The 19,091-nt window shown below is 67.3% G+C and carries 20 protein-coding genes; 13 read left to right on the top strand and 7 right to left on the bottom strand.

Annotated features, from left to right (window positions below):
* The first annotated feature begins 124 nt into the window (after window positions 1-124).
* On the top strand, window positions 125-1,267 hold the full coding sequence (locus WA965_RS12550; RefSeq protein WP_526296979.1) for a glycosyltransferase family 4 protein: 1,143 nt from the start codon (window positions 125-127) through the stop codon (window positions 1,265-1,267).
* Here the strand turns inward: WA965_RS12550 and WA965_RS12545 are convergent.
* Window positions 1,264-3,069, bottom strand: a complete 1,806-nt coding sequence (locus WA965_RS12545; protein ID WP_526296977.1) for an AMP-dependent synthetase/ligase — start codon at window positions 3,067-3,069, stop codon at window positions 1,264-1,266. The genes WA965_RS12550 and WA965_RS12545 overlap by 4 nt on opposite strands.
* Window positions 3,070-3,189: 120 nt before the next feature.
* On the opposite strand from WA965_RS12545, the gene WA965_RS12540 reads away from it, so the two are divergent.
* The 5 genes from WA965_RS12540 to WA965_RS12520 all read left to right on the top strand — a co-directional run bounded on the left by WA965_RS12540 (window position 3,190) and on the right by WA965_RS12520 (window position 6,648).
* Window positions 3,190-3,588 (top strand): polyketide cyclase / dehydrase and lipid transport, encoded by a 399-nt coding sequence (locus WA965_RS12540; protein WP_526296975.1) that lies wholly within the window; start codon window positions 3,190-3,192, stop codon window positions 3,586-3,588.
* Window positions 3,589-3,692: 104 nt separating this feature from the next.
* Window positions 3,693-4,130, top strand: coding sequence for an SRPBCC family protein (locus WA965_RS12535; RefSeq protein WP_526296973.1), 438 nt, complete (start codon window positions 3,693-3,695; stop codon window positions 4,128-4,130).
* Window positions 4,123-5,409 carry an ArsA family ATPase gene (locus WA965_RS12530; RefSeq protein WP_526447575.1) on the top strand — a complete coding sequence of 429 codons (1,287 nt, stop codon included), beginning with the start codon at window positions 4,123-4,125 and terminating at the stop codon, window positions 5,407-5,409. The genes WA965_RS12535 and WA965_RS12530 overlap by 8 nt, the downstream gene beginning before the upstream one ends.
* A gap of 47 nt (window positions 5,410-5,456) precedes the next feature.
* Complete coding sequence (locus WA965_RS12525; protein WP_526294444.1) at window positions 5,457-5,816, top strand: hypothetical protein; 360 nt, start codon at window positions 5,457-5,459, stop codon at window positions 5,814-5,816.
* Between the two features lie 106 nt (window positions 5,817-5,922).
* A complete protein-coding gene (locus WA965_RS12520; protein ID WP_526294445.1) occupies window positions 5,923-6,648 on the top strand; it encodes a lysophospholipid acyltransferase family protein in 726 nt (241 codons plus the stop codon).
* Window positions 6,649-6,651: 3 nt separating this feature from the next.
* Here WA965_RS12520 and WA965_RS12515 read toward each other — a convergent pair whose 3' ends face one another.
* Window positions 6,652-7,944: a glycosyltransferase 87 family protein gene (locus WA965_RS12515; RefSeq protein ID WP_526294446.1), complete on the bottom strand. Its 1,293-nt coding sequence runs from the start codon at window positions 7,942-7,944 to the stop codon at window positions 6,652-6,654.
* Window positions 7,945-8,029: 85 nt separating this feature from the next.
* Here WA965_RS12515 and WA965_RS12510 point away from each other — a divergent pair, with 85 nt between their 5' ends.
* The 3 genes from WA965_RS12510 to WA965_RS12500 are packed head-to-tail and all read left to right on the top strand — an operon-like array spanning window position 8,030 to window position 10,848.
* Window positions 8,030-8,914, top strand: a complete 885-nt coding sequence (locus WA965_RS12510) for a hypothetical protein (RefSeq protein ID WP_526294447.1) — start codon at window positions 8,030-8,032, stop codon at window positions 8,912-8,914.
* A 2-nt stretch (window positions 8,915-8,916) separates the two neighbouring features.
* Window positions 8,917-9,414 carry a polyadenylate-specific 3'-exoribonuclease AS gene (locus tag WA965_RS12505; RefSeq protein ID WP_526294448.1) on the top strand — a complete coding sequence of 166 codons (498 nt, stop codon included), beginning with the start codon at window positions 8,917-8,919 and terminating at the stop codon, window positions 9,412-9,414.
* 33 nt (window positions 9,415-9,447) lie between these two features.
* Window positions 9,448-10,848, top strand: a complete 1,401-nt coding sequence (locus tag WA965_RS12500; RefSeq protein ID WP_526294449.1) for a class II 3-deoxy-7-phosphoheptulonate synthase — start codon at window positions 9,448-9,450, stop codon at window positions 10,846-10,848.
* 1 nt (window position 10,849) lies between these two features.
* Here WA965_RS12500 and WA965_RS12495 read toward each other — a convergent pair whose 3' ends face one another.
* Window positions 10,850-12,073 carry a protein kinase domain-containing protein gene (locus tag WA965_RS12495; protein ID WP_526294450.1) on the bottom strand — a complete coding sequence of 408 codons (1,224 nt, stop codon included), beginning with the start codon at window positions 12,071-12,073 and terminating at the stop codon, window positions 10,850-10,852.
* A 59-nt stretch (window positions 12,074-12,132) separates the two neighbouring features.
* Here WA965_RS12495 and WA965_RS12490 point away from each other — a divergent pair, with 59 nt between their 5' ends.
* Entirely contained in the window at window positions 12,133-12,537 is a 405-nt protein-coding gene (locus WA965_RS12490; protein WP_526294451.1) for an Rv2175c family DNA-binding protein, read from the top strand.
* Here the strand turns inward: WA965_RS12490 and WA965_RS12485 are convergent.
* From WA965_RS12485 to WA965_RS12470, 4 genes are all read right to left on the bottom strand, one after another.
* Window positions 12,458-14,065, bottom strand: a complete 1,608-nt coding sequence (locus tag WA965_RS12485; RefSeq protein ID WP_526294452.1) for an alpha-(1->6)-mannopyranosyltransferase A — start codon at window positions 14,063-14,065, stop codon at window positions 12,458-12,460. The genes WA965_RS12490 and WA965_RS12485 overlap by 80 nt on opposite strands.
* A 4-nt stretch (window positions 14,066-14,069) precedes the next feature.
* Entirely contained in the window at window positions 14,070-15,149 is a 1,080-nt protein-coding gene (gene idsA2 / locus WA965_RS12480; protein WP_526294453.1) for a bifunctional (2E,6E)-farnesyl/geranyl diphosphate synthase, read from the bottom strand.
* Window positions 15,150-15,230: 81 nt separating this feature from the next.
* Window positions 15,231-15,920: an LppM family (lipo)protein gene (locus WA965_RS12475; RefSeq protein WP_526294454.1), complete on the bottom strand. Its 690-nt coding sequence runs from the start codon at window positions 15,918-15,920 to the stop codon at window positions 15,231-15,233.
* Window positions 15,921-15,945: 25 nt separating this feature from the next.
* Window positions 15,946-16,533 (bottom strand): GNAT family N-acetyltransferase, encoded by a 588-nt coding sequence (locus WA965_RS12470; protein ID WP_526294455.1) that lies wholly within the window; start codon window positions 16,531-16,533, stop codon window positions 15,946-15,948.
* 249 nt (window positions 16,534-16,782) lie between these two features.
* On the opposite strand from WA965_RS12470, the gene WA965_RS12465 reads away from it, so the two are divergent.
* From WA965_RS12465 to rsmH, 3 genes are all read left to right on the top strand, one after another.
* Window positions 16,783-17,184: an SCO2097 family morphological protein gene (locus WA965_RS12465; protein ID WP_178360057.1), complete on the top strand. Its 402-nt coding sequence runs from the start codon at window positions 16,783-16,785 to the stop codon at window positions 17,182-17,184.
* A 292-nt stretch (window positions 17,185-17,476) separates the two neighbouring features.
* Window positions 17,477-17,911, top strand: coding sequence for a division/cell wall cluster transcriptional repressor MraZ (locus WA965_RS12460; RefSeq protein WP_526294456.1), 435 nt, complete (start codon window positions 17,477-17,479; stop codon window positions 17,909-17,911).
* Window positions 17,886-19,022 carry a 16S rRNA (cytosine(1402)-N(4))-methyltransferase RsmH gene (rsmH, locus tag WA965_RS12455; RefSeq protein WP_526294457.1) on the top strand — a complete coding sequence of 379 codons (1,137 nt, stop codon included), beginning with the start codon at window positions 17,886-17,888 and terminating at the stop codon, window positions 19,020-19,022. Before WA965_RS12460 ends, rsmH begins: the two co-directional genes overlap by 26 nt.
* Window positions 19,023-19,091: the final 69 nt, after the last annotated feature.

Raw genomic sequence — 19,091 nt, 5'->3', positions numbered from 1 at the left:
GACTGCGGGCGTTGTATCTCGCGGCCTGTGGGCACGGCCATCCCGACATCGAGACCGCCGTCCGTGACGCACTCGGCGTCGAGCTGCCGACGGTGCTCTCAGGCTGGCGGCAGTGGGGCAACAGTTGAGCCGGGTCCTGTTGGTCACCAACGACTTTCCCCCTCGTCGGGGCGGCATCCAGTCCTACCTCGAAGCGCTCGTGACCCACCTGACCGGATCCGGTGCGTCCGGCGGACACACCCTCACCGTGTACGCGCCGAAGTGGAAGGGCGCCGAGGACTACGACAGGGACGCCGCGACGGGATACGAGGTCGTGCGTCATCCCGGCACCCTGATGCTGCCCGAGCCGACCGTGGCGCTGCGGATGCGCCGGCTCATCACGACACGCAACGTGGACACGGTGTGGTTCGGTGCGGCCGCGCCCCTGGCAGTGATGAGTCCGCTGGCACGCGCCGCGGGAGCGCAGCGCATCATCGCAAGCACACACGGACACGAAGTCGGGTGGTCGATGCTGCCGCTCGCCCGATCGGTACTGCGCCGCATCGGTGACGACACCGACGTGGTGACCTACATCAGCTCCTACACCCGCCGCCGGTTCGCCTCGGCCTTCGGCCCGCGGGCGGCACTGGAGCGGGTCCCGCCCGGAGTGGACACCGAACGGTTCACCCCTGACGAGGTCGCGCGGGCCGAACTGCGGGCCCGCTACCGACTCGGCGGCCGCCCGGTGGTGCTGTGCCTGTCCCGACTGGTGCCGCGCAAGGGGCAGGACATGTTGATCCGGGCACTGCCGGCGATCCGGGAACGGGTGCCCGGCACCGCGCTGGTGATCGTTGGTGGTGGCCCGTACCGCACCTCACTGCACCGCCTTGCCCAGACCTTCGGTGTCGCCGAACACGTGGTGTTCACCGGCGGCGTACCGGGCGACGAGTTGCCCGCTCATCACGCCATGGCGGATGTGTTCGCGATGCCGTGCCGGACCCGCGGCGCCGGCCTCGACGTCGAGGGTCTCGGCATCGTCTATCTGGAGGCGTCGGCTTCCGGGGTGCCCGTGGTGGCGGGGCGTTCGGGCGGTGCGCCGGAGACGGTGCTCGACGGGGAGACGGGCGTGGTCGTGGACGGCTGGGACGTCGGTGCCATCACCACGGCGGTCGGTGACCTGCTGGCCGACCCGCGCCGTGCGGCCTCGATGGGTGCGGCAGGTCGTCGATGGGTCGTCGAGAACTGGCAGTGGCACATGCAGGCCGAGAAGCTGGCCCGACTGCTCTAGCCTTCCTTGGCGTACAGCGCATCGATGTCGGCCGCGAACTTCTCGGCGACGATCTTGCGCTTGACCTTCAGCGTCGGTGTCAGCTCCCCGGTGTCTTCGGTGAAATCGACCGGCAGGATGCGGAACTTGCGGATCTGTTCGGCCTTGGACACGGCCTGATTGGCCTCCTTGACAGCGAGCTCGACCTCTGAGCGCAGATCGGGATCGGTGGCCAGGTCGGCGACCGTGGCGCCGCCGTCCTTGCCGTTGCGTTCCTTCCACCCGGGAAAGGCCTCCGGGTCGATGGTGATCAGCGCAGCGATGAACGGCTGAGCGTCGCCAACCGCCATCGCCTGACTGATCAGCGGATGGGCCCGCAGCCGATCCTCGAGCAGCGCGGGTGCGACGTTCTTGCCGCCCGCGGTCACGATGATCTCCTTCTTGCGGCCGACGATGGTCAGGAAGCCGTTGTCGTCGATCGCACCCAGGTCACCGGTATGGAACCAGTCGCCGGAGAACACCGCGTCGGTCTCCGTCTCGTTGCCCCAGTAGCCGCTGAACACCACTCCGCCCTTGACCAGCAGCTCCCCGTCCTCACCCAGCTTCATGCTGTTGCCGGGCAACAACTTGCCGACCGAACCGACCCGTAGGTCGCCCACCCGGTTCACCGTGATCGCCGCGCTGGTCTCCGTCAGGCCGTAGCCCTCGTAGATGCTCAACCCCACACCGCGATAGAAGTGGCCCAGGCGGGCGCCCAGCGGAGCGCCGCCGGAGATCGCTGCGTGGCACTCGCCGCCGAGTGCGGCTCGCAGCTTGCCGTAGACGAGCTTGTCGAACACCGCGTGCTTGAGCTTGAGAACAAGCCCTGCCCCGCCGGTCTCCTGAGCCTTGCTCCATTCGATCGCCGTGTCGGCCGCTGCGGCGAAGATCTTGCCCTTGCCGCCGTTCTCGGCATTGAGTTCGGCGGTGTTGTACACCTTCTCGAACACCCGCGGCACTGACACCACCAACGTCGGCTTGAACACCGCCAGCATCGGCACCAGGTTCTTGATGTCGCTGGTGAATCCGAGGGTCACCCCGTTGGCGAACGCGCCGATGGTCAGCGCACGGGCGAGGACGTGCGCCAGAGGCAGGAACACAAGGAGCTTCTCGCCCTTGGCCAGGTGCTCGGGGAAACACTCCTTGGCGCCGCGGATCTCGTAGAGCAGATTGGAATGGGTCAACTGGCAGCCCTTGGGCCGCCCGGTCGTGCCGGACGTGTAGATCAGGGTGGCCGGGTCGCTGGACCTGGTACCCGCCAGCCGTTCCTCGACGGCTGCGGCGTCGACCGTCCGGCCCGCCTCGGTCAGCTCATCGACGGCAGCCTCACCCGACCCCTCGATGCGGTAGACCTTGCGCAGCTGCGGCAGCGACTCCCGCTGCGCCTCGATCCGGCCGGCGTGGTCGTCGGTCTCCGCGAACGCTGCGACCGCGCCGGAATCGGACAGCACGAACTGAACCTGCTCGGCCGAGCTGGTCTCATAGATCGGCACGGTGACGGCACCGATCGACAGGATGGCGAAGTCCAGGATCGGCCATTCGTAGCGCGTCGCGGACAGAATCGCGACCCGATCACCCGGCTGAACCCCGTCGGCGATCAAACCCTTTGCCACTGAACGAATTTCGCCAGCGGCCTGACTGCATGTCACATCCACCCAGGTGCCGTCGACCAGGCGCTGGAGGATCACGTGGTCGGGGTTGTCACGCTCGTGGGAGTAGACAGAGCTGGCGATGCTGTCGTACTCGTTGACGGTGAATGATGCCGGGACGGTGAACTCGCGCACTGTGGAGGCCCTCTCGTGATTCTCAGGCGGCTCGACAAACACGTGAGCCGTGTCCAGCGTAGTCGTCAGTGTCGGCCGCCCCGGGGCCGATGCCCCAGACATATGTGAAGCTTGTCTGTCATGAACAGCTTCCAGATCGCCGACGAGACCTTCATCGCGGCTGACGCGGTCGCTGTCGGAAACGCTGTCGCGAATCCGGCGAGCTGGCGGCGATGGTGGCCGGATCTGCACCTGACGGTGGTCGAGGACCGCGGCGAGGTCGGGCAGCGCTGGACGGTGACCGGGGCGCTGACGGGGACCATGGAGATCTGGCTGGAGAAGGTGTCCACCGGTCCCGAGGGGGTGATCCTGCACTACTTCCTGCACGCCGAACCGTCCGGGGTCGCCGCCTGGCAACTGGCGAAGATGAACCTCGCCGCGATGAACCACCGGCGCCGGGTGGCCGGTAAGGACATGGCGTTCGAGGTGAAACGGACGTTGGAAGCCGGGCGTCCGGTGGGAGTGTCGCGACTGGTCTGACCCAGCGGCCCCGGTTCGGTTCTCAATCCCGAGTACGGGGGCCATACCCAACGGGGGAGAGTAGATTTTTGGCCAGTGACCAGACCGAGCAGGGAATGATCTAAGTGGCGGACAAGACGGCGCAGACCATCTACATCGATGCCGATCCTTCGACGGTGATGGACGTCATCGCCGACATCGGCTCGTACCCGGACTGGGTCGCCGAATACAAGGAGGCCGAAGTACTCGAGGCCGACGAGGCCGGCTATCCGAAGGTGGCCCGGTTGGTGCTGGATGCGTCGGTGCTCAAGGATGCGATGGTGCTGGCCTACGAGTGGCCCGCCGACCGGAACTCGGTGACGTGGTCGCTGGTGTCGAGCACGCTACTCAAGTCTCTCGACGGTGCATATCGGCTGAAACCCAAGGGATCTGGCACTGACGTGACCTACGAACTGTCGGTGGACCTGGTCATCCCGATGATCGGCCTTCTCAAGAGGAAGGCTGAACGGCGTCTGACGGATACCGCACTGAAGGACCTGAAGAAACGAGCCGAGTCTGACTGAGAGCAGGCAGGCCGCGGACGCGGCGCGGCCGCCCGGGCGGTCCCGGATCAGCCTGTTCGTCGGCAAGGGCGGCGTGGGTAAGTCGACGCTGGCCACGGCCACGGCAGTGCGCGCAGCGCGCGCCGGGTTGCGGGTCCTGATCGTGTCCACCGACCAGGCACACTCCACGGGCGACGTCCTGGGTGCCACCGTCACTCCCACGGGTCGGCGTGAGCCCACCCGTGTGCTGGCCGACCTCGACACCTCGGCGTCGGGGGGAGGGTATCTGGACGCTCTTGCGCTCGACACGCTGGCGCTGCTGGCGGATCGGTGGCGCGAGATCGCCGGCCCGCTGTCAGAGAGATTCTCCGAGTCCGACATCGGAGACATTGCGCCAGAGGAGCTTTCGGCGCTCCCCGGTGTGCAGGAAGTGCTCGGCCTGCACGAGGTCGGCGAACTCGCCGACTCCGGGCAATGGGATCTCGTGGTGGTCGACTGTGCATCAACCGCTGACGCGATGCGGATGCTGACGTTGCCGGCGACATTCGCTCTCTACCTGGAGCGGGCCTGGCCCCGACACCGCCGGTTGTCCGGCGCCGACGATCCGCGCTCGGTCGCGGTGATCGGACTGCTCGAGCGGATCGGCGCGGGCACCGACCGGCTGAGCGCCATGCTCACCGACGGATCACTGGTCACCGCGCACCTGGTGATGACGGCGGAGCGGGTCGTCGCCGCCGAGGCGGTGCGCACGCTGGGGTCGCTGGCGCTGATGGGAATTCAGGTCGGCGAGCTCATCGTCAATCAGATGTTGATCGAGGACGATTCGTTCGAGTACCGCAACCTGCCCGAGCACCCGGCGTTCGACTGGTATTCGGAACGGATCTCCGAGCAGCGTGCGGTACTCGGCGATCTCGACCGCGTGATCGGCGACGTCCAACTGGTGATGGTGCCCCACCTGGCGGGCGAACCCATCGGGGCCAAGGCGCTCGGCGAACTGCTCGACGGTGCGCGCAGACGCGACGGTGCACCACCGCCGGGTCCGTTGCGGCCCGTCGTCGATCGGGAGTCGGGCAGCGGGTTGGACGCGGTGTACCGATTGCGCGTGGAGTTGCCGCAGGTGGATTCGTCGGCGTTGTCGTTGGGTAGGGTCGACGACGACCTGATCATCGGCGTCGGCGGGATGCGGCGCCGGGTACGGCTGGCGTCGGTGCTGCGGCGATGCATCGTCTCCGATGCCGCGCTCCGCGGCAGCGAGCTGACAGTGCGTTTTCGTCCGAACCCGGAGGTGTGGCCGGCTTGAGCGAGTTCCACTCCGAGGCCGGAGCCGCTGGTCGAGGACATTCGAGCGTGGCTCCCGAACTGCGGCAACTCGCGCAGTCGATCCTGGACCGACTCGACCCCGCGATACGCCTTGCCGCGGCCCGGGCGCAGGCCGGCGGGCCCGGCAAATGCGAGCAGGTGTGGTGCCCGGTGTGCGCACTGGCAGCGCTGATCTCCGGTGAGCAGCATCCGCTGCTCAGCGTGGTCGCCGAGCACAGCGTCGGACTGCTGGCGCTGGTCAAGGCGATGTTGGACGACCTCGACGGCGCCGATAGGCCGCCGCCGGAGCCCGATGGTCCGTCGCCGGACGACCCGACGCCGCCGCGGCCGACCACGTCGTCGGACCCGGGGCGTTATCAGCACATCACCGTGATCGTCGAGGAGTGAGCGCAGCTGTGGTCCCACACACACGGCGTGGGTAAGGTTGTCCCAGTGCACCGTGCCAGCGGTTGGCCAGACTGACCGCAGCGCGGTCAGGTGATGCGGAGGGTCCATGTGGTATTGGCTGTTCAAATTCGTCTTCATGGGGCCGTTGCTGAGTCTGCTCGGACGTCCGAAAGTCGAAGGGCTGGAGAATGTTCCGCCGTCCGGGGCAGTGATCCTGGCGAGTAACCACCTGGCCGTCGCCGACAGTTTCTACAAGTGTCTGGTGGTGAACCGGCGAATCACCTACCTGGCCAAGGCCGAGTACTTCACCGGCACCGGCCTCAAGGGTCGGATGACCCGGTGGTTCTACACCTCCGCCGGCCAGGTGCCGATCGACCGGTCCGACGCCGACGCCGCCCAGGGCGCGCTGACCACCGCGGAACGGATCCTCGGTGAGGGCAAGGTGCTGGGGATGTACCCCGAGGGCACCCGTTCGCCGGACGGCAGGCTCTACAAGGGAAAAACCGGGCTCGCCCGGCTGGCCCTGCAGTCGCAGGTCCCGGTCATCCCGGTCGCGATGATCGGCACCGACGCCGTCAATCCCCCCGGCAGCAAGATGTGGCGGTTCGGCCGGGTCCAGGTCAAGTTCGGCAAGCCGATGGACTTCAGCCGGTTCGAGGGGCTGGCGGGAAACCGCTTCATCGAACGGGCGGTGATCGACGAGGTCATGTACGAGCTGATGCAGATGTCGGGTCAGGAGTACGTCGACCTCTACGCCGCGGACGTCAAAGAGGGAAAAGCTGAGGGAGCCCTGAAACCGCCGACGCGGCTCCCCGAAGCTGCCGCGGGCTGACCTTCACAGCGGGTGTGTGGCCTTCTCAGCGGGTGCCGTCGACACATCAACGGTCGGGGTGTCCTGGCCGGCTCTCCTGGCGGACACGGTTCCCGCCACGATGATCACCACAAGCGCCCACCAGAGATAGGACCCCCCGGCGAGCTGGCGCCACAGTGCGGCCGCGGTCTCGCGATGTGCCGGCAGCAAGGTGATCGGGTTCCACACCATCAGGGCGATTCCGGCCGCGGCGACGATCCCGAGCGCGACGTGACGCAGCCGGATCGCCAGCACCGCGGTGACCAGGACTGCGGGCAGCGCCCAGACCCAATGGTGCGACCACGACACCGGCGACACCACCAGCCCGAACATCGCGACGCAGATCAGGGCCAGCACCGGTTGGGCGGCCCGCAACGCCCGGCGGGCGGCCCAGACCGTCAGGCCGAGTACTGCGAAGCAGGCCACCGTCCACAAGACGAACCGCTCGCCTTCGCCCAGACCGAGTCGAGCCAGCGCGCCGGTGATGTTCTGGTTGGTGTTCAGCGTCGCGTTGCCGATGCGGTCGGTGTTGCGCACGGTCGAGGTCCAGTACTCCCACGAGTCCCGCCACGCGAGCGCGACACCGATCAGCGTCGCGGCGATCAGTGACGCCCCGGTGACCAGCAGGGCCCTGGTGTCGCGGCGAAGCACGAAGTACAGCAGGAAGACCGCCGGTGTGAGCTTCAGCGCGATCGCGACCCCGAGCAGCAAACCCCTCGGCCACGGCGTTCTGCGCGGCACGCAGTCGGCGATGACCAGAGTCATCAGCACCACGTTGATCTGACCGAAGTCGAAGTTCGAGCGGATCGGTTCCAGGTAGATCACCGCGGGTGCGACGATCGCCGCGGCCAGCCAACACCGCCTGACCAGGGCCGACTCGCCGGTGATGCGGGTGGTGGGCCACACGTCGAGGCGGGTGAGCAGGATGACCGTGGACACCAGCAGCAGGAGCAGTGTGATCGCCGTGATGGCTACGCTCGCGCCGTTGAGGGTCAACAACGCGAAGGGCGAGAACAGCGCCGCCGCCAGCGGGGGATAGGTGAACGGCAGTTCGAGGTCACCCTGGGTCTGGAACATCGCTCCGTCTGCGTAGAGCGGCCGGCCATCGAGCCAGGCCTGTCCGCCCATGCGGTACACGTCGACATCGATCCGGTAGGGGTTGTCCCCGAGCAGTCGCCACGCCGCCCACGCCAACGCCACTGCGGTCATCAGCTGAAACAGCCGCCAGGTGAGCGTCGGTCCCCAACCAGCCCCTGTGGGCGACTGCCAAGTCCTCATGTCGCAGACCAGACTATCGGTGCCCACCGGCGAGTCGGCGGGTATCCCGGCGTGGACACGCGCAGGTCGGCGTAAGTTTTCTCCGGTGCGCCCAACCTTCGATCTGGACGTGGGTTTGTCGATCCCGCATTCGCGGCTGCCGCTGGTGTGCTGCCTGGTCGCGTTCATCCTGACCTTCTTCGTGACCCGCACGATCGTGCGGTACATCCGCAGCCAGGCCGGCAGCGACGCCCCCCGCAAGTGGTGGCAGCCGCGCAACATCTCTGCCGCCGGGGGCATGCACATCCACCATGTGGTCATCGGCGTGGTGTTGGTGCTGGTCTCCGGAGTCACCATGGTGACCCTGGCGGTCGACGGGGGAGTGCCCGAGTTCACCGCAGCGTCAATCTTTTTCGGCGTCGGTGCCGCGCTGGTGCTGGATGAGTTCGCACTGATCCTGCATCTGTCCGACGTCTACTGGGCCGAGGACGGGCGGACATCGGTGGATGCGGTGTTCGTCGCTGTCGCGGTGGCCGGACTGCTGATCCTGGGCTTCAGCCCGCTGTCGTTCTTCGACGTCGACATCTGGCGCAGTGACCAGTCCGTCGTGGCGCGCGCCATCGTGGTCGCCGCTGCGTTGCTGACGTTGGGACTCGCGGTGATCGTGCTGCTCAAGGGCAAGGTGTGGACCGGCCTGGTGGGCATGTTCATCACCCCACTGCTGGTGGTGGGCGCGGTCAGGCTGTCGCGACCCCACGCACCGTGGGCGCGCTGGCGGTACACGAATCGTCCGCGCAAGATGCACCGGGCGCTCGAGCGTGAACGCTGGCTGCGTCGGCCGGTCGTCCAGGCGAAGCTCTGGCTGCAGGATGCCATCGCCGGGATGCCGAAGTTCCCCGACGATGCCAAGGTCGACGAACAGCTCGACCGGGAGATCCACGCCGCCCCCGCGCCCCCCGACCGCGACCCCGTCACGCAGGAAGTCAGATAACTGTGCGGTACTTCTACGACACGGAGTTCATCGACAACGGCTACACCATCGAGTTGATCTCGATCGGTGTGGCCGCCGAGGACGGCCGTGAATACTATGCGATCTCAACAGAATTCAATCCCGAGCGGGCGGGCAGCTGGGTGCGTAAGCATGTGCTGCCCAAACTGCCGTCGCCGGCCTCGCAGCTGTGGCGCTCACGCCGACAGATCAGAGCCGACCTCGAGGACTTCTTCGGAATCGACGGGGACGAATCGATCGAGCTGTGGGCGTGGGTGGGGGCCTACGACCACGTCGTCCTCTGTCAACTGTGGGGTCCGATGACCGATCTACCGCCGGCGATACCACGCTTCACTCGCGAGTTGCGTCAGTTCTGGGAGGAGCGCGGAAGCCCCCGAATGCCCCCGCGGCCCCGCGATGCCCACGACGCCCTCGTCGACGCGAAGCACAACCTGCATCGATTCCGCCTGATGACGACGGGGGAGGCGCCCTTGCGCGGGTGAAAACCACTCGCGTGTGGCCGTTACCATGGACGGGTGAACTGGACCGTCGACGTACCCATCGACCAGCTGCCGGATCTTCCGCCGCTGCCCGAGGATCTGCGGCAACGGCTGGACGCGGCGCTTGCCCGGCCGGCTCTGCAGCAGCCGGGTTGGCCCGCTGATCAGGCGAAGGCGATGCGGACGGTGCTGGAGAGCGTTCCGCCTGTCACCGTGCCGTCGGAGATCGAGCGGCTCAAGTCGCAGCTCGCCGACGTCGCGCAGGGTAAGGCGTTCCTGCTGCAGGGCGGCGACTGCGCCGAGACGTTCGTCGACAACACCGAACCCCACATCCGCGCCAACATCCGCACGCTGCTGCAGATGGCGGTGGTGCTGACCTACGGCGCCAGCATGCCCGTGGTCAAGGTGGCGCGGATCGCCGGCCAGTACGCCAAGCCGCGGTCGGCCGACATCGATGCGCTGGGCCTGAAGTCCTACCGCGGCGACATGATCAACGGTTTCGCGCCCGACGCGTCGGTGCGCGATCACGACGCGTCCCGTCTGGTCCGCGCCTACGCCAACGCCAGTGCCGCCATGAACCTGGTGCGGGCGCTGACGTCGTCGGGGATGGCGTCGCTGCAGAAGGTCCACGACTGGAACCGGGAGTTCGTCAGGACGTCGCCGGCGGGGGCTCGGTACGAGGCGCTGGCCGGGGAGATCGATCGCGGGCTGCGCTTCATGAGCGCGTGTGGTGTTGACGACCGGAACCTGCAGACCGCCGAGATCTACGCCAGCCACGAGGCGCTGGTCCTCGACTACGAGCGCGCGATGCTGAGGATGGACGTTCCGGATGCGGACGCAGAAGATCCCAGCCCGAAGCTCTACGACCTGTCGGCGCACTACGTGTGGATCGGTGAGCGCACCCGTCAACTCGATGGCGCGCATGTCGCGTTCGCCGAGGTGATCGCCAACCCGATCGGGGTGAAGATCGGCCCGACGACGTCGCCGGAGCTGGCGGTCGAGTACGTGGAGCGACTCGACCCCCACCACGTGCCCGGCCGGCTCACGCTGGTCAGCCGGATGGGTAACGGCAAGGTGCGCGACGTGCTGCCGCCCATCATCGAGAAGGTCCAGGCCTCCGGGCATCAGGTCATCTGGCAGTGCGACCCGATGCACGGCAACACCCATGAGTCCTCCACCGGATACAAGACCCGGCACTTCGATCGCATCGTCGACGAAGTCCAGGGGTTCTTCGAGGTGCACCACGCGCTGGGCACCCACCCCGGCGGCATCCACGTCGAGATCACCGGCGAGAACGTCACCGAATGTCTCGGCGGCGCGCAGGACATCTCGGACACCGACCTGGCAGGCCGCTACGAGACGGCCTGCGATCCGCGGCTGAACACCCAGCAGTCGTTGGAGCTGGCGTTCCTGGTCGCGGAGATGCTGCGCGACTGAGCTACAGCAGCACGCTCAAGTTGGTGCCGACCGTCCACGCCCCCGCGGCGGCAAGGCCGGCCACCGTGATCACCGCGACCACCCAGAAGAACAGCGCCCGTCTGGCCCGCTGCCGCGCCCAGTCGAACTCCGCCAGCTCGATGCCGGCGAATCGCTCTGCGGGGGGCTGGTATTCGTCATCGGGGTCGAGCTCGTCGACCGGCAGCTCGTCGCGGGTGAACGCCCGGGTCTGGCGGGTCACGGGTGCGGCGTCGCGCGGCTTGCCGAGGTGTTCGGTGGTGTCGGCGGAACTGTGGGAATCCACGAGCGCCATCGCGGAGTCGTGCGCCGCGGAGTTGCGCGGGGCCGGGACCCGGAAATGCGGCAGCCCGAGTTCCCGCGCGATCACCTCGAGCTGGTCGAGCATCTCGGCGGCGTCGGCGAACCGCTGTGACGGATCTCGCGCGGTCGCACGGCTCACGAATTCGTCGAACTGCCTTGGCACGCCGCCGATCACGGAGCTCGGCGGTGCGACGTCGTGGTCCATTCGCTGGTATGCCACCGCCAACGTCGTGTCACCGGTGAACGGCGTGACGCCGGTCAGTAGCTCGTAGACCAGGACTCCGACCGAGTACACGTCGCCGCGCGAGTCGGTGTCGCCGGTGCTCACCTGTTCGGGTGAGAGGTACGCCGCGGTGCCCAGAATCACACTGGTCGAGGTGATCTTGGCTTCGGCGACCGCGCGAACCAGTCCGAAGTCGGCGATCTTGACCTCGCCGGCATCACTGATCAGAACGTTCTCGGGCTTGATGTCCCGATGCACCAGCCCCGCTTCGTGCGCCACGGCCAGGCCGCCGAGCACCGGCCGCAGCACCGCGGCCACGGCATGCGGGGGCATCGGGCCGCGTTCGAGGAGCAACTCCCGCAGCGTGCCTCCCTCGATCAGCTCCATCACCAGAAACGGATGCCGACCATCGATGCCCTGGTCGTACACCGCGACCAGCCCGGGATCCTTCAGTCGTGCCACCGCCCGCGCTTCACGCTGGAAGCGGGTCAGGAAGTGTTGGTCGCCGGCGTAGCGGGAGTCCATGATCTTCAGTGCCACCGGGCGGTCCAATCGCAGATCCAGTCCGCGGTACACCCCGGACATGCCGCCGGTGGCGATCAAGGTGTCCACCCGGTACCGGCCGTCCAGCACGGCACCCGTGAGCGGGTCCGAGTGCTGGCTGGTCTCCATCGCACACATGTTACGAGCCGTGGTCCCATCGGCCGTCGGACCCGTCCGGTGGAACTAGACTCACTGCGGTGAGCAGCATTCCGACTGCCGATGACGTCCTTGACCCCGACGAGTCCGTGTACGACCTGCCCACAGTGGCGGGTCTGCTCGGTGTTCCGGTGACGAAGGTGCATCAGCAATTACGAGACCGACACCTTCTCGCGGTTCGCCGGGCCGGCACCGTTGTGATACCCGAGGTGTTCTTCGACGAGTCCGGGCAGGTGGTCAAGAGCCTGCCCGGACTACTGGTCGTTCTCCACGACGGTGGGTACGAGGACACCGAGATCGTCCGGTGGCTCTTCACCCCGGATCCGTCGCTGACGATCACCCGCGACGGGTCCACCGAGCGGCACGCTAATGCCCGCCCGGTGGATGCGCTGCGTTCGCATCAGGCCCGTGAGGTGGTTCGTCGCGCTCAGGCGATGGCCTACTGACGTCCATCTCGGTCGGGTCAGTTCTGGCGAGCCAGTACCACGCTCCTGCGGCACACGCCAGAGCCATCAGCACGCGCACCCACGAGTACATTCCGTGTGCCCCGTCGGGGTTCCAGATCACCATGATCCACGTCGACAGAGCGGCGATCAGCGCAATCGCCCGCCGCGACTGTGCGAGTGCGGCGACCACCGCGAGCGGCCAGGTGTAGTACCAGGGCAGTGCGGCGGGGACGAAGAGCACCACCACCCCCATCAGCAGCGCGATCCCCATCAGCGCGTCCCGGTCGGTGCGCCGAAACCGCCACCACAGCAACGGTGCTGAGATCGCGATGGTGAGGATTCCGATGATGCGGGTGGTCTCGAGCACCGCATAGAAGCTCACCGGTACGAACAGGCCGACGACTGCGTTGATCAGGTTCGCCGTCGCGGTGGGCACCGTGAGCCAGTTGATGATCTTGACCGATCCGGCGAGGGCGGTGAGCCAGCCCAGGCCGACGCCGGCCGCCAGGGACAAGATCGCGAACACCGCGACGAAGATCAGTGTCGATCCGGCCGTGGCCAGTGCGAAGGCCTTGACCGATGAGTGGCCTCGGCGATCCCGCAGTCTTCGGGCCCACACCCACACCATGAACGGAAGGGCCAGACCGGCCGTCGCTTTCACCGCGACCGCGACCGCGATCAGGGCGATGCCCGATACCGGGTGGCCGCGGAAGCACAGGGCGATGCCGGCCATCATCAAGCCGACCATCAGCATCTCGTTGTGCACGCCGCCCATCAGGTGGATGAGCACCAGCGGGTTCAACACGCAGATCCACAGCGCGGCCGCTCCGTTCGCGCCGACGTGGCGGGCCACCTTGGGGGCTGCCCAGATCAGCAGCGCCAGGCCGGGGAGCATGCACAGTCGCAGCAGCATCGTCCCGGCGACGACGTCGTTGCCGACCAGCATCGTGACGAACTTCGCGATCAGGATGAACGCCGGTCCGTATGGCGCGGTGGTTGTCGTCCAGATCGGACTCACGTTGTCCAGCAACGAGTTCGGATTGTCGATCGGCCCGACGACGTACGGATCGAACCCGTCGCGCAGCAATGCGCCCTGAGCCAGATACGAATAGGTGTCGCGGCTGAACACCGGAACGCTCAGCAGCAGCGGGGTCAGCCAGAAGCCGGTGGTGGCGACCATCGTGTATTCGGTGGCGGTGCGGTCGATCACCCGCCGCCCCAACCACAGCCAGGCCACCAGCATCAGCGCCACGCCGCCCCACAGCAACAGCGACGACAGCACGAGTCCGTGTCCGAACCGCAGCCAGGACATGTGCATCGACTCGAGCAGCGGATCGTGCAGACGGGTGCTGCCCGCACCGAGTCCGCCGACGGTGATCAGCGTCGCGCCGAGCGCTCCCACCAGGGCGGGTCGGGCGTCCGGTGACAGGGTGAAGTCCCTGAACAGGGCGAACTGCGATAGCACGCGTTGCGAAAAACGTTCTGACAGGCCGATTCTCGGGACCTGGGCCGGCGCTGGCGTCGTCATGCTCCTAGGCGGTCCGGTTCGCGGCCAATCTGGCGAGTTCGGCAAGTCCCGCCTTGGCCTGGAGATCGACCGGTGCGGCGTCGAGTATGTCGAGCGCCCGGCGGGTCAGCGTGTCGATCCTGCCCTCGACCGCGGCGAGCGCGCCCACCGACTCGATCACCTGGCAGAGGTCCTTGACCTGTGCATCGGTCAGATCGGTGCCGACCGAGGTGCGAAGGAGCCCGGCCCCGTCCGGGTCGTGCTTCTCGGCGAGCTCGATGGCCTCGGCCAGCAGCACGGTGCGTTTACCGGATCGCAGGTCATCGCCGGAGGGTTTGCCGGTCACAGCGGGGTCCCCGAACACCCCCAGGACGTCGTCGCGCAGCTGGAACGCCACTCCCAGGCCCGTGCCCAGTTCGTGGAAGGCCTCGAGGATCTCCGGGCAGTCGGCGGCGGCGGCGGCGCCGAGCTGCAGCGGCCGCGAGATCGTGTAGGAAGCTGTCTTGTAGATGTTGACGGTCAGGGCCGATGCGACCGTCTCCGCGGCGCTGGACTCGGCGACGATGTCGAGGTACTGCCCGCCGAGAACCTCGGTCCGGATGGCCGCCCACACTCGTTGCACCCGTCGGTGGGCGTCGGCGTCGATCGTGGCCGAGGCGATGATGTCGTCGGCCCAGACCAGTGCCAGATCGCCCAGGAGTATCGCCGAGGACAGGCCGAACTGCTCGGGTGAGCCCTGCCAGTTGTTGCTGCGGTGCCGTTCGCTGAAGATCCGGTGCACGGTCGGCAGCCCGCGCCTGGTGGCGGAGGCGTCGATGACATCGTCGTGCACGAGCGCACACGCGTGAAGCAGTTCGAGCGCCGAGAACAGCTTGAGCACCTCGGGGCCCGGCTCGGTGCCCGCAACCGCGCGCCAGCCCCAGTAGGCGAAGGCCGGGCGAAGGCGTTTTCCGCCGCGAAGGACAAATTCTTCGACGGCTTCGGTCAGCACCGCGTAGTCCGCTCCGATGTACGCGGCATCGCGGCGGCGCTCGCGGAGATAGTCCCGCAGCTGTTCGTTGACGGCCGCAGCCAGCTCGACGGCCGACGGTGCCGCTGCATCCACGCTCAGCGGGAGCCCCTTTCTACTTCGTCGAACGTCCGTCCCACCATGGCCCCCGAGTGTCTCAGAGTAGAGCCTGCGCGACTACCGCGGCTGATCCTGCGTTTCACCGAGTCGCGGCGAGCGATCCCGGCTCGTGTAGGCGAGTGCGCCGATGATGCCTGCGACCAGGAACGATCCCACCCCCAGCCAGATCGCTGCGCCGGCGAACGACCGTGCGCTGGGATCGGTGTAGCGCGCCTGGGCGTTCATGGTGCTGACCACTCCCGGCCGGAGTGTCCACTCGACGATCTCGGTGGAGATCTGATCGCCGTTGGTCGAGGTCACCTCACCCGGAAAAGAGACGCTCAGCGATACGTCGGCCTCGGGGTCGCTGAGCGAGGTCAGGTCCGCGCGGCCTTCGAGGATGACCAGGTCGCCGGCGCGCCGCAACGAGATGTCGACGCCGGCCGCGTCCCGGTTCATGCTCGCCAGTTGGGGCAGTTCGGCGAAGGTGAGGTCGGAGAACACCGCCTGGGTGCCCACGTAGTCGTCGCGGCTGTACTCGGAGACGGCGACTTTCTGCGCGAACGGCAGGCTGTTGAGCAGCTGCGGACCCTTGTCGTCGGCGTCGCGGGGGATTGCCGCGGCGACGATCTGACCCGATACCCGATCGTCGGTCGAGACGGTCAGCGACGTCCTGATCCGCACGCAGCCGATCAGCGATGGCGCCACCACCAACAGCAGCAACACCAGTGCGAAGAGGCGCTTGCGGGTGCGGTGACGGGTCTGCACCAGGTCATCGTGCCAGACGGCTCAACTACAACGGGAGGGATCGACCCAGGATCGCGAACGCCCGGGGATCGCCCGCGAAGTGGTAGCCGCGGATGATGTCGGTGAAGCCGAGGCGCCGGTACAGCCGCCACGCCCGGTTCGACTCCCCGTTGATCTCGGGGGTGGACAGCAGGACGTGCTGTTCGCCGCGGTCGCCGAGCAGTCGCCGCGCCAGCGCTTCACCCAGCCCGCGGCCCTGCGCGCTCGGGAGGATGTGCAGTTCGGTCAGTTCGAAATAGTTGTTCATCAGGTCCGCGATACGTTCCTGACCTGCACCGCTGCGCCGGAGACCGGCCACCACCTGCTGCTGCCACCACTGATCGGGGGCGCCGCAGTAGCCGTAGGCGACGCCGAGCAGCGGGGCCGTGGCCATCGACGTCTCGCCGTTTCCGTCCGTGCAGTCGAGCGCGGCGACGGCTTTCCAGCCGCGGCGGCGGGTGTGCTCGAGCCACATCGACGCACGCTGATCCTCGGTTCCGCGCGGGTACCGCATGGCGTCGACGTACACCGCCAGCGCATCGCTGAGCCGGTGCGCCATATCGCTTGGCGACAGTTCGATCAGAGACGTCGCCAAGGATCTGTTCCTCCCGGTGGTCCGTTGTGGCCGCCGCCCATTATCCGTCGGAACGGGGTGTGGAGTGTCGGGTGGGCGTCGAGTACGAGAGGCGCCCGATCCACTTGGCGATGTTCGTCATAGAATCGTGCGTCGAACAAGGTGGTCCCGCTCAGATTGACCTCGTATCATTACTGTTAAGTGCACGTACACGCGGGCACACTCCGACTTTGAACGACTGTGACGCCCCACGGCAAGAGGGAGGGACGAATGCCACTCTCCGAACACGAGCAGCGCATGCTCGACCAGATCGAGAGCGCGCTCTACGCCGAGGACCCCAAGTTCGCGTCCAGCGTTCGTGGTGGAACTCTGCGAGCACCGTCGACCCGGCGACGGCTACAGGGCGCTGCCCTGTTCGTGCTGGGGCTGGCGATGCTGATCTCCGGTGTGGCGTTCAAGGCCACCATGATCGGCAGTTTCCCCATCCTGTCCGTCATCGGCTTCATCGTCATGTTCGGTGCGGTGGTGTACGCGATCACCGGGCCCAGGGGCGGTGGAAAAGGGGAAGCGCCCGCCGACACTGCGGCCCCGCGGCAGAAGCGCACCAAGGGTGGCGGCGGCTCGTTCACCAGCCGCATGGAAGATCGCTTCCGCAAGCGTTTCGACGAGTAGCCGGTTTCCGGTAGCAGGGGCAGTCCGCAAGGGCTGCCCCTCTTTTTTGCCCCACTGCGCCCCACGGGGCGTGTCCTGCCGGTTCAGCTGGTGCTGAACTGGCATTTTGTGTGCCGGTGAGGCCATTCCGTGGGTGGGAGCTCCTCCTCCTACATGCGCATTGGGCCTGGCGGGTGGTGGTGCACACGAAACGCCACCCATTATTTGGAGCAAAGTGGGGGATTGTGGGGTAAAGTGGCGGACAACGGAGCGACCGGGGTTCCGTGGGGCGAGACGCGAGCGAGGTGGCGAGATGTTCTTCGGCACCTACACGCCAAAGCTCGATGACAAAGGGCGACTCACATTGCCCGCCAAATTCCGTGAAGCGCTGGCAGGAGGGTTGATGGTCACCAAGAGCCAAGATCACAGCCTGGCTGTTCATCCGCGGGCGGAGTTCGAGGAGATGGTCGCCGACATCTCGGCCAAGGCCAAACGGGGCAACCCGCAGGCCCGCGCCTACCTTCGCAACTTGGCGGCCAGCACCGACGAGCAGTATCCGGACGCTCAAGGACGCATCACGCTGTCGGCGGAGCATCGCCGCTACGCGAACCTCACCAAGGACTGTGTGGTGACGGGGTCGATCGGCTTCCTCGAGATCTGGGACGCCCAGGCGTGGAACGACTACCAGGAGCTACACGAAGAGAACTTCTCCGCGGCCAGCGATGAAGCACTCGGCGACATTCTTTGATCTGGCCACTGGCCCGCAGGCCCGTGCAGTGTGGCCTCTGCCCGAACCGGCCCTGACGTACTTCCCCGACGTCAGGTCCGCGCACTCGGGCAGGGACCTCACTGCAGGGGCCGCCACAATCCCTCGGGGTGCTGCAATGGTGGATGACGAGCCACATGTCCCGGTGCTGCTCGACCGGTGCGTCGAGCTGCTCGCCCCGGCGCTGACCCACCGCGACCCCGACGGGACGGGGGCAATCCTCGTTGACGGCACCCTCGGCGCCGGTGGCCACGCCCAGCGTTTCCTCACCCGGTTCGAGGGCTTGCGCCTGATCGGCCTGGACCGCGACCCCGACGCGTTGCGGATCGCCGGTGAGCGTCTGGCTCCGTTCGGTGACCGCGTCACACTCGTTCGCACCCGCTACGACGGCATCGCAGAAGCGCTGGCCGAAAGTGGCGTTCCCGCAGGGCAGGTCGACGCGATTCTGCTCGATCTCGGGGTGTCGTCGATGCAACTCGACCGTCCCGAACGTGGCTTCTCCTACTCGACGGACGCCCCGTTGGACATGCGGATGGACTCAGAAGCGGACCTGACCGCGGCGGAGATCCTCAACAGCTTCGACGAGAAATCGCTGACCCGGCTACTCCGCGAGTTCGGTGAGGAGCGCTTCGCCAGCCGGATCGCGCGCTACATCGTCCGCCGCCGCGCCGATGTGCCGTTCTCGACGACCGGTGAGCTGGTCGAGTTGCTCTACCAGGCGATCCCGGCACCCGCGCGCCGCACCGGCGGGCACCCGGCCAAACGCACATTCCAGGCACTGCGCATCGCGGTCAATGCCGAGTTGGATTCGCTGCGTGATGCGGTGCCGGCTGCTCTGGCTGCGTTGCGTCCCGGCGGCCGGATCGTCGTAATGGCCTATCAGTCGCTGGAGGACCGGATCGTCAAGGGTGCCTTCGCCGCGGCGACCGCATCCCGCACGCCACCGGGCCTGCCGGTCGAACTGCCCGGTCTGGGGCCAGAATTCACCGCGCTGACCCGCGGTGCGGAACGCGCAGGGGCTGACGAGATCGAACGTAATCCACGAAGCGCCCCGGTTCGGCTGCGCGCACTGCAACGAGTTGGGGGAGAGTAGCGATGAAGGCAAAGCGGCCCGTACGCGGCGGTAACGTATCGAAGAAGAAGTCGCAGCCGCGCACCGGGC

Origin of the sequence: Mycobacterium sp. (assembly GCF_049683935.1) — a bacterium.
In the GTDB taxonomy this organism is placed as follows: domain Bacteria; phylum Actinomycetota; class Actinomycetes; order Mycobacteriales; family Mycobacteriaceae; genus Mycobacterium.
Note: the sequence above shows the minus strand (reverse complement) of the source record. Positions and strands in the feature narration are given on the sequence as shown.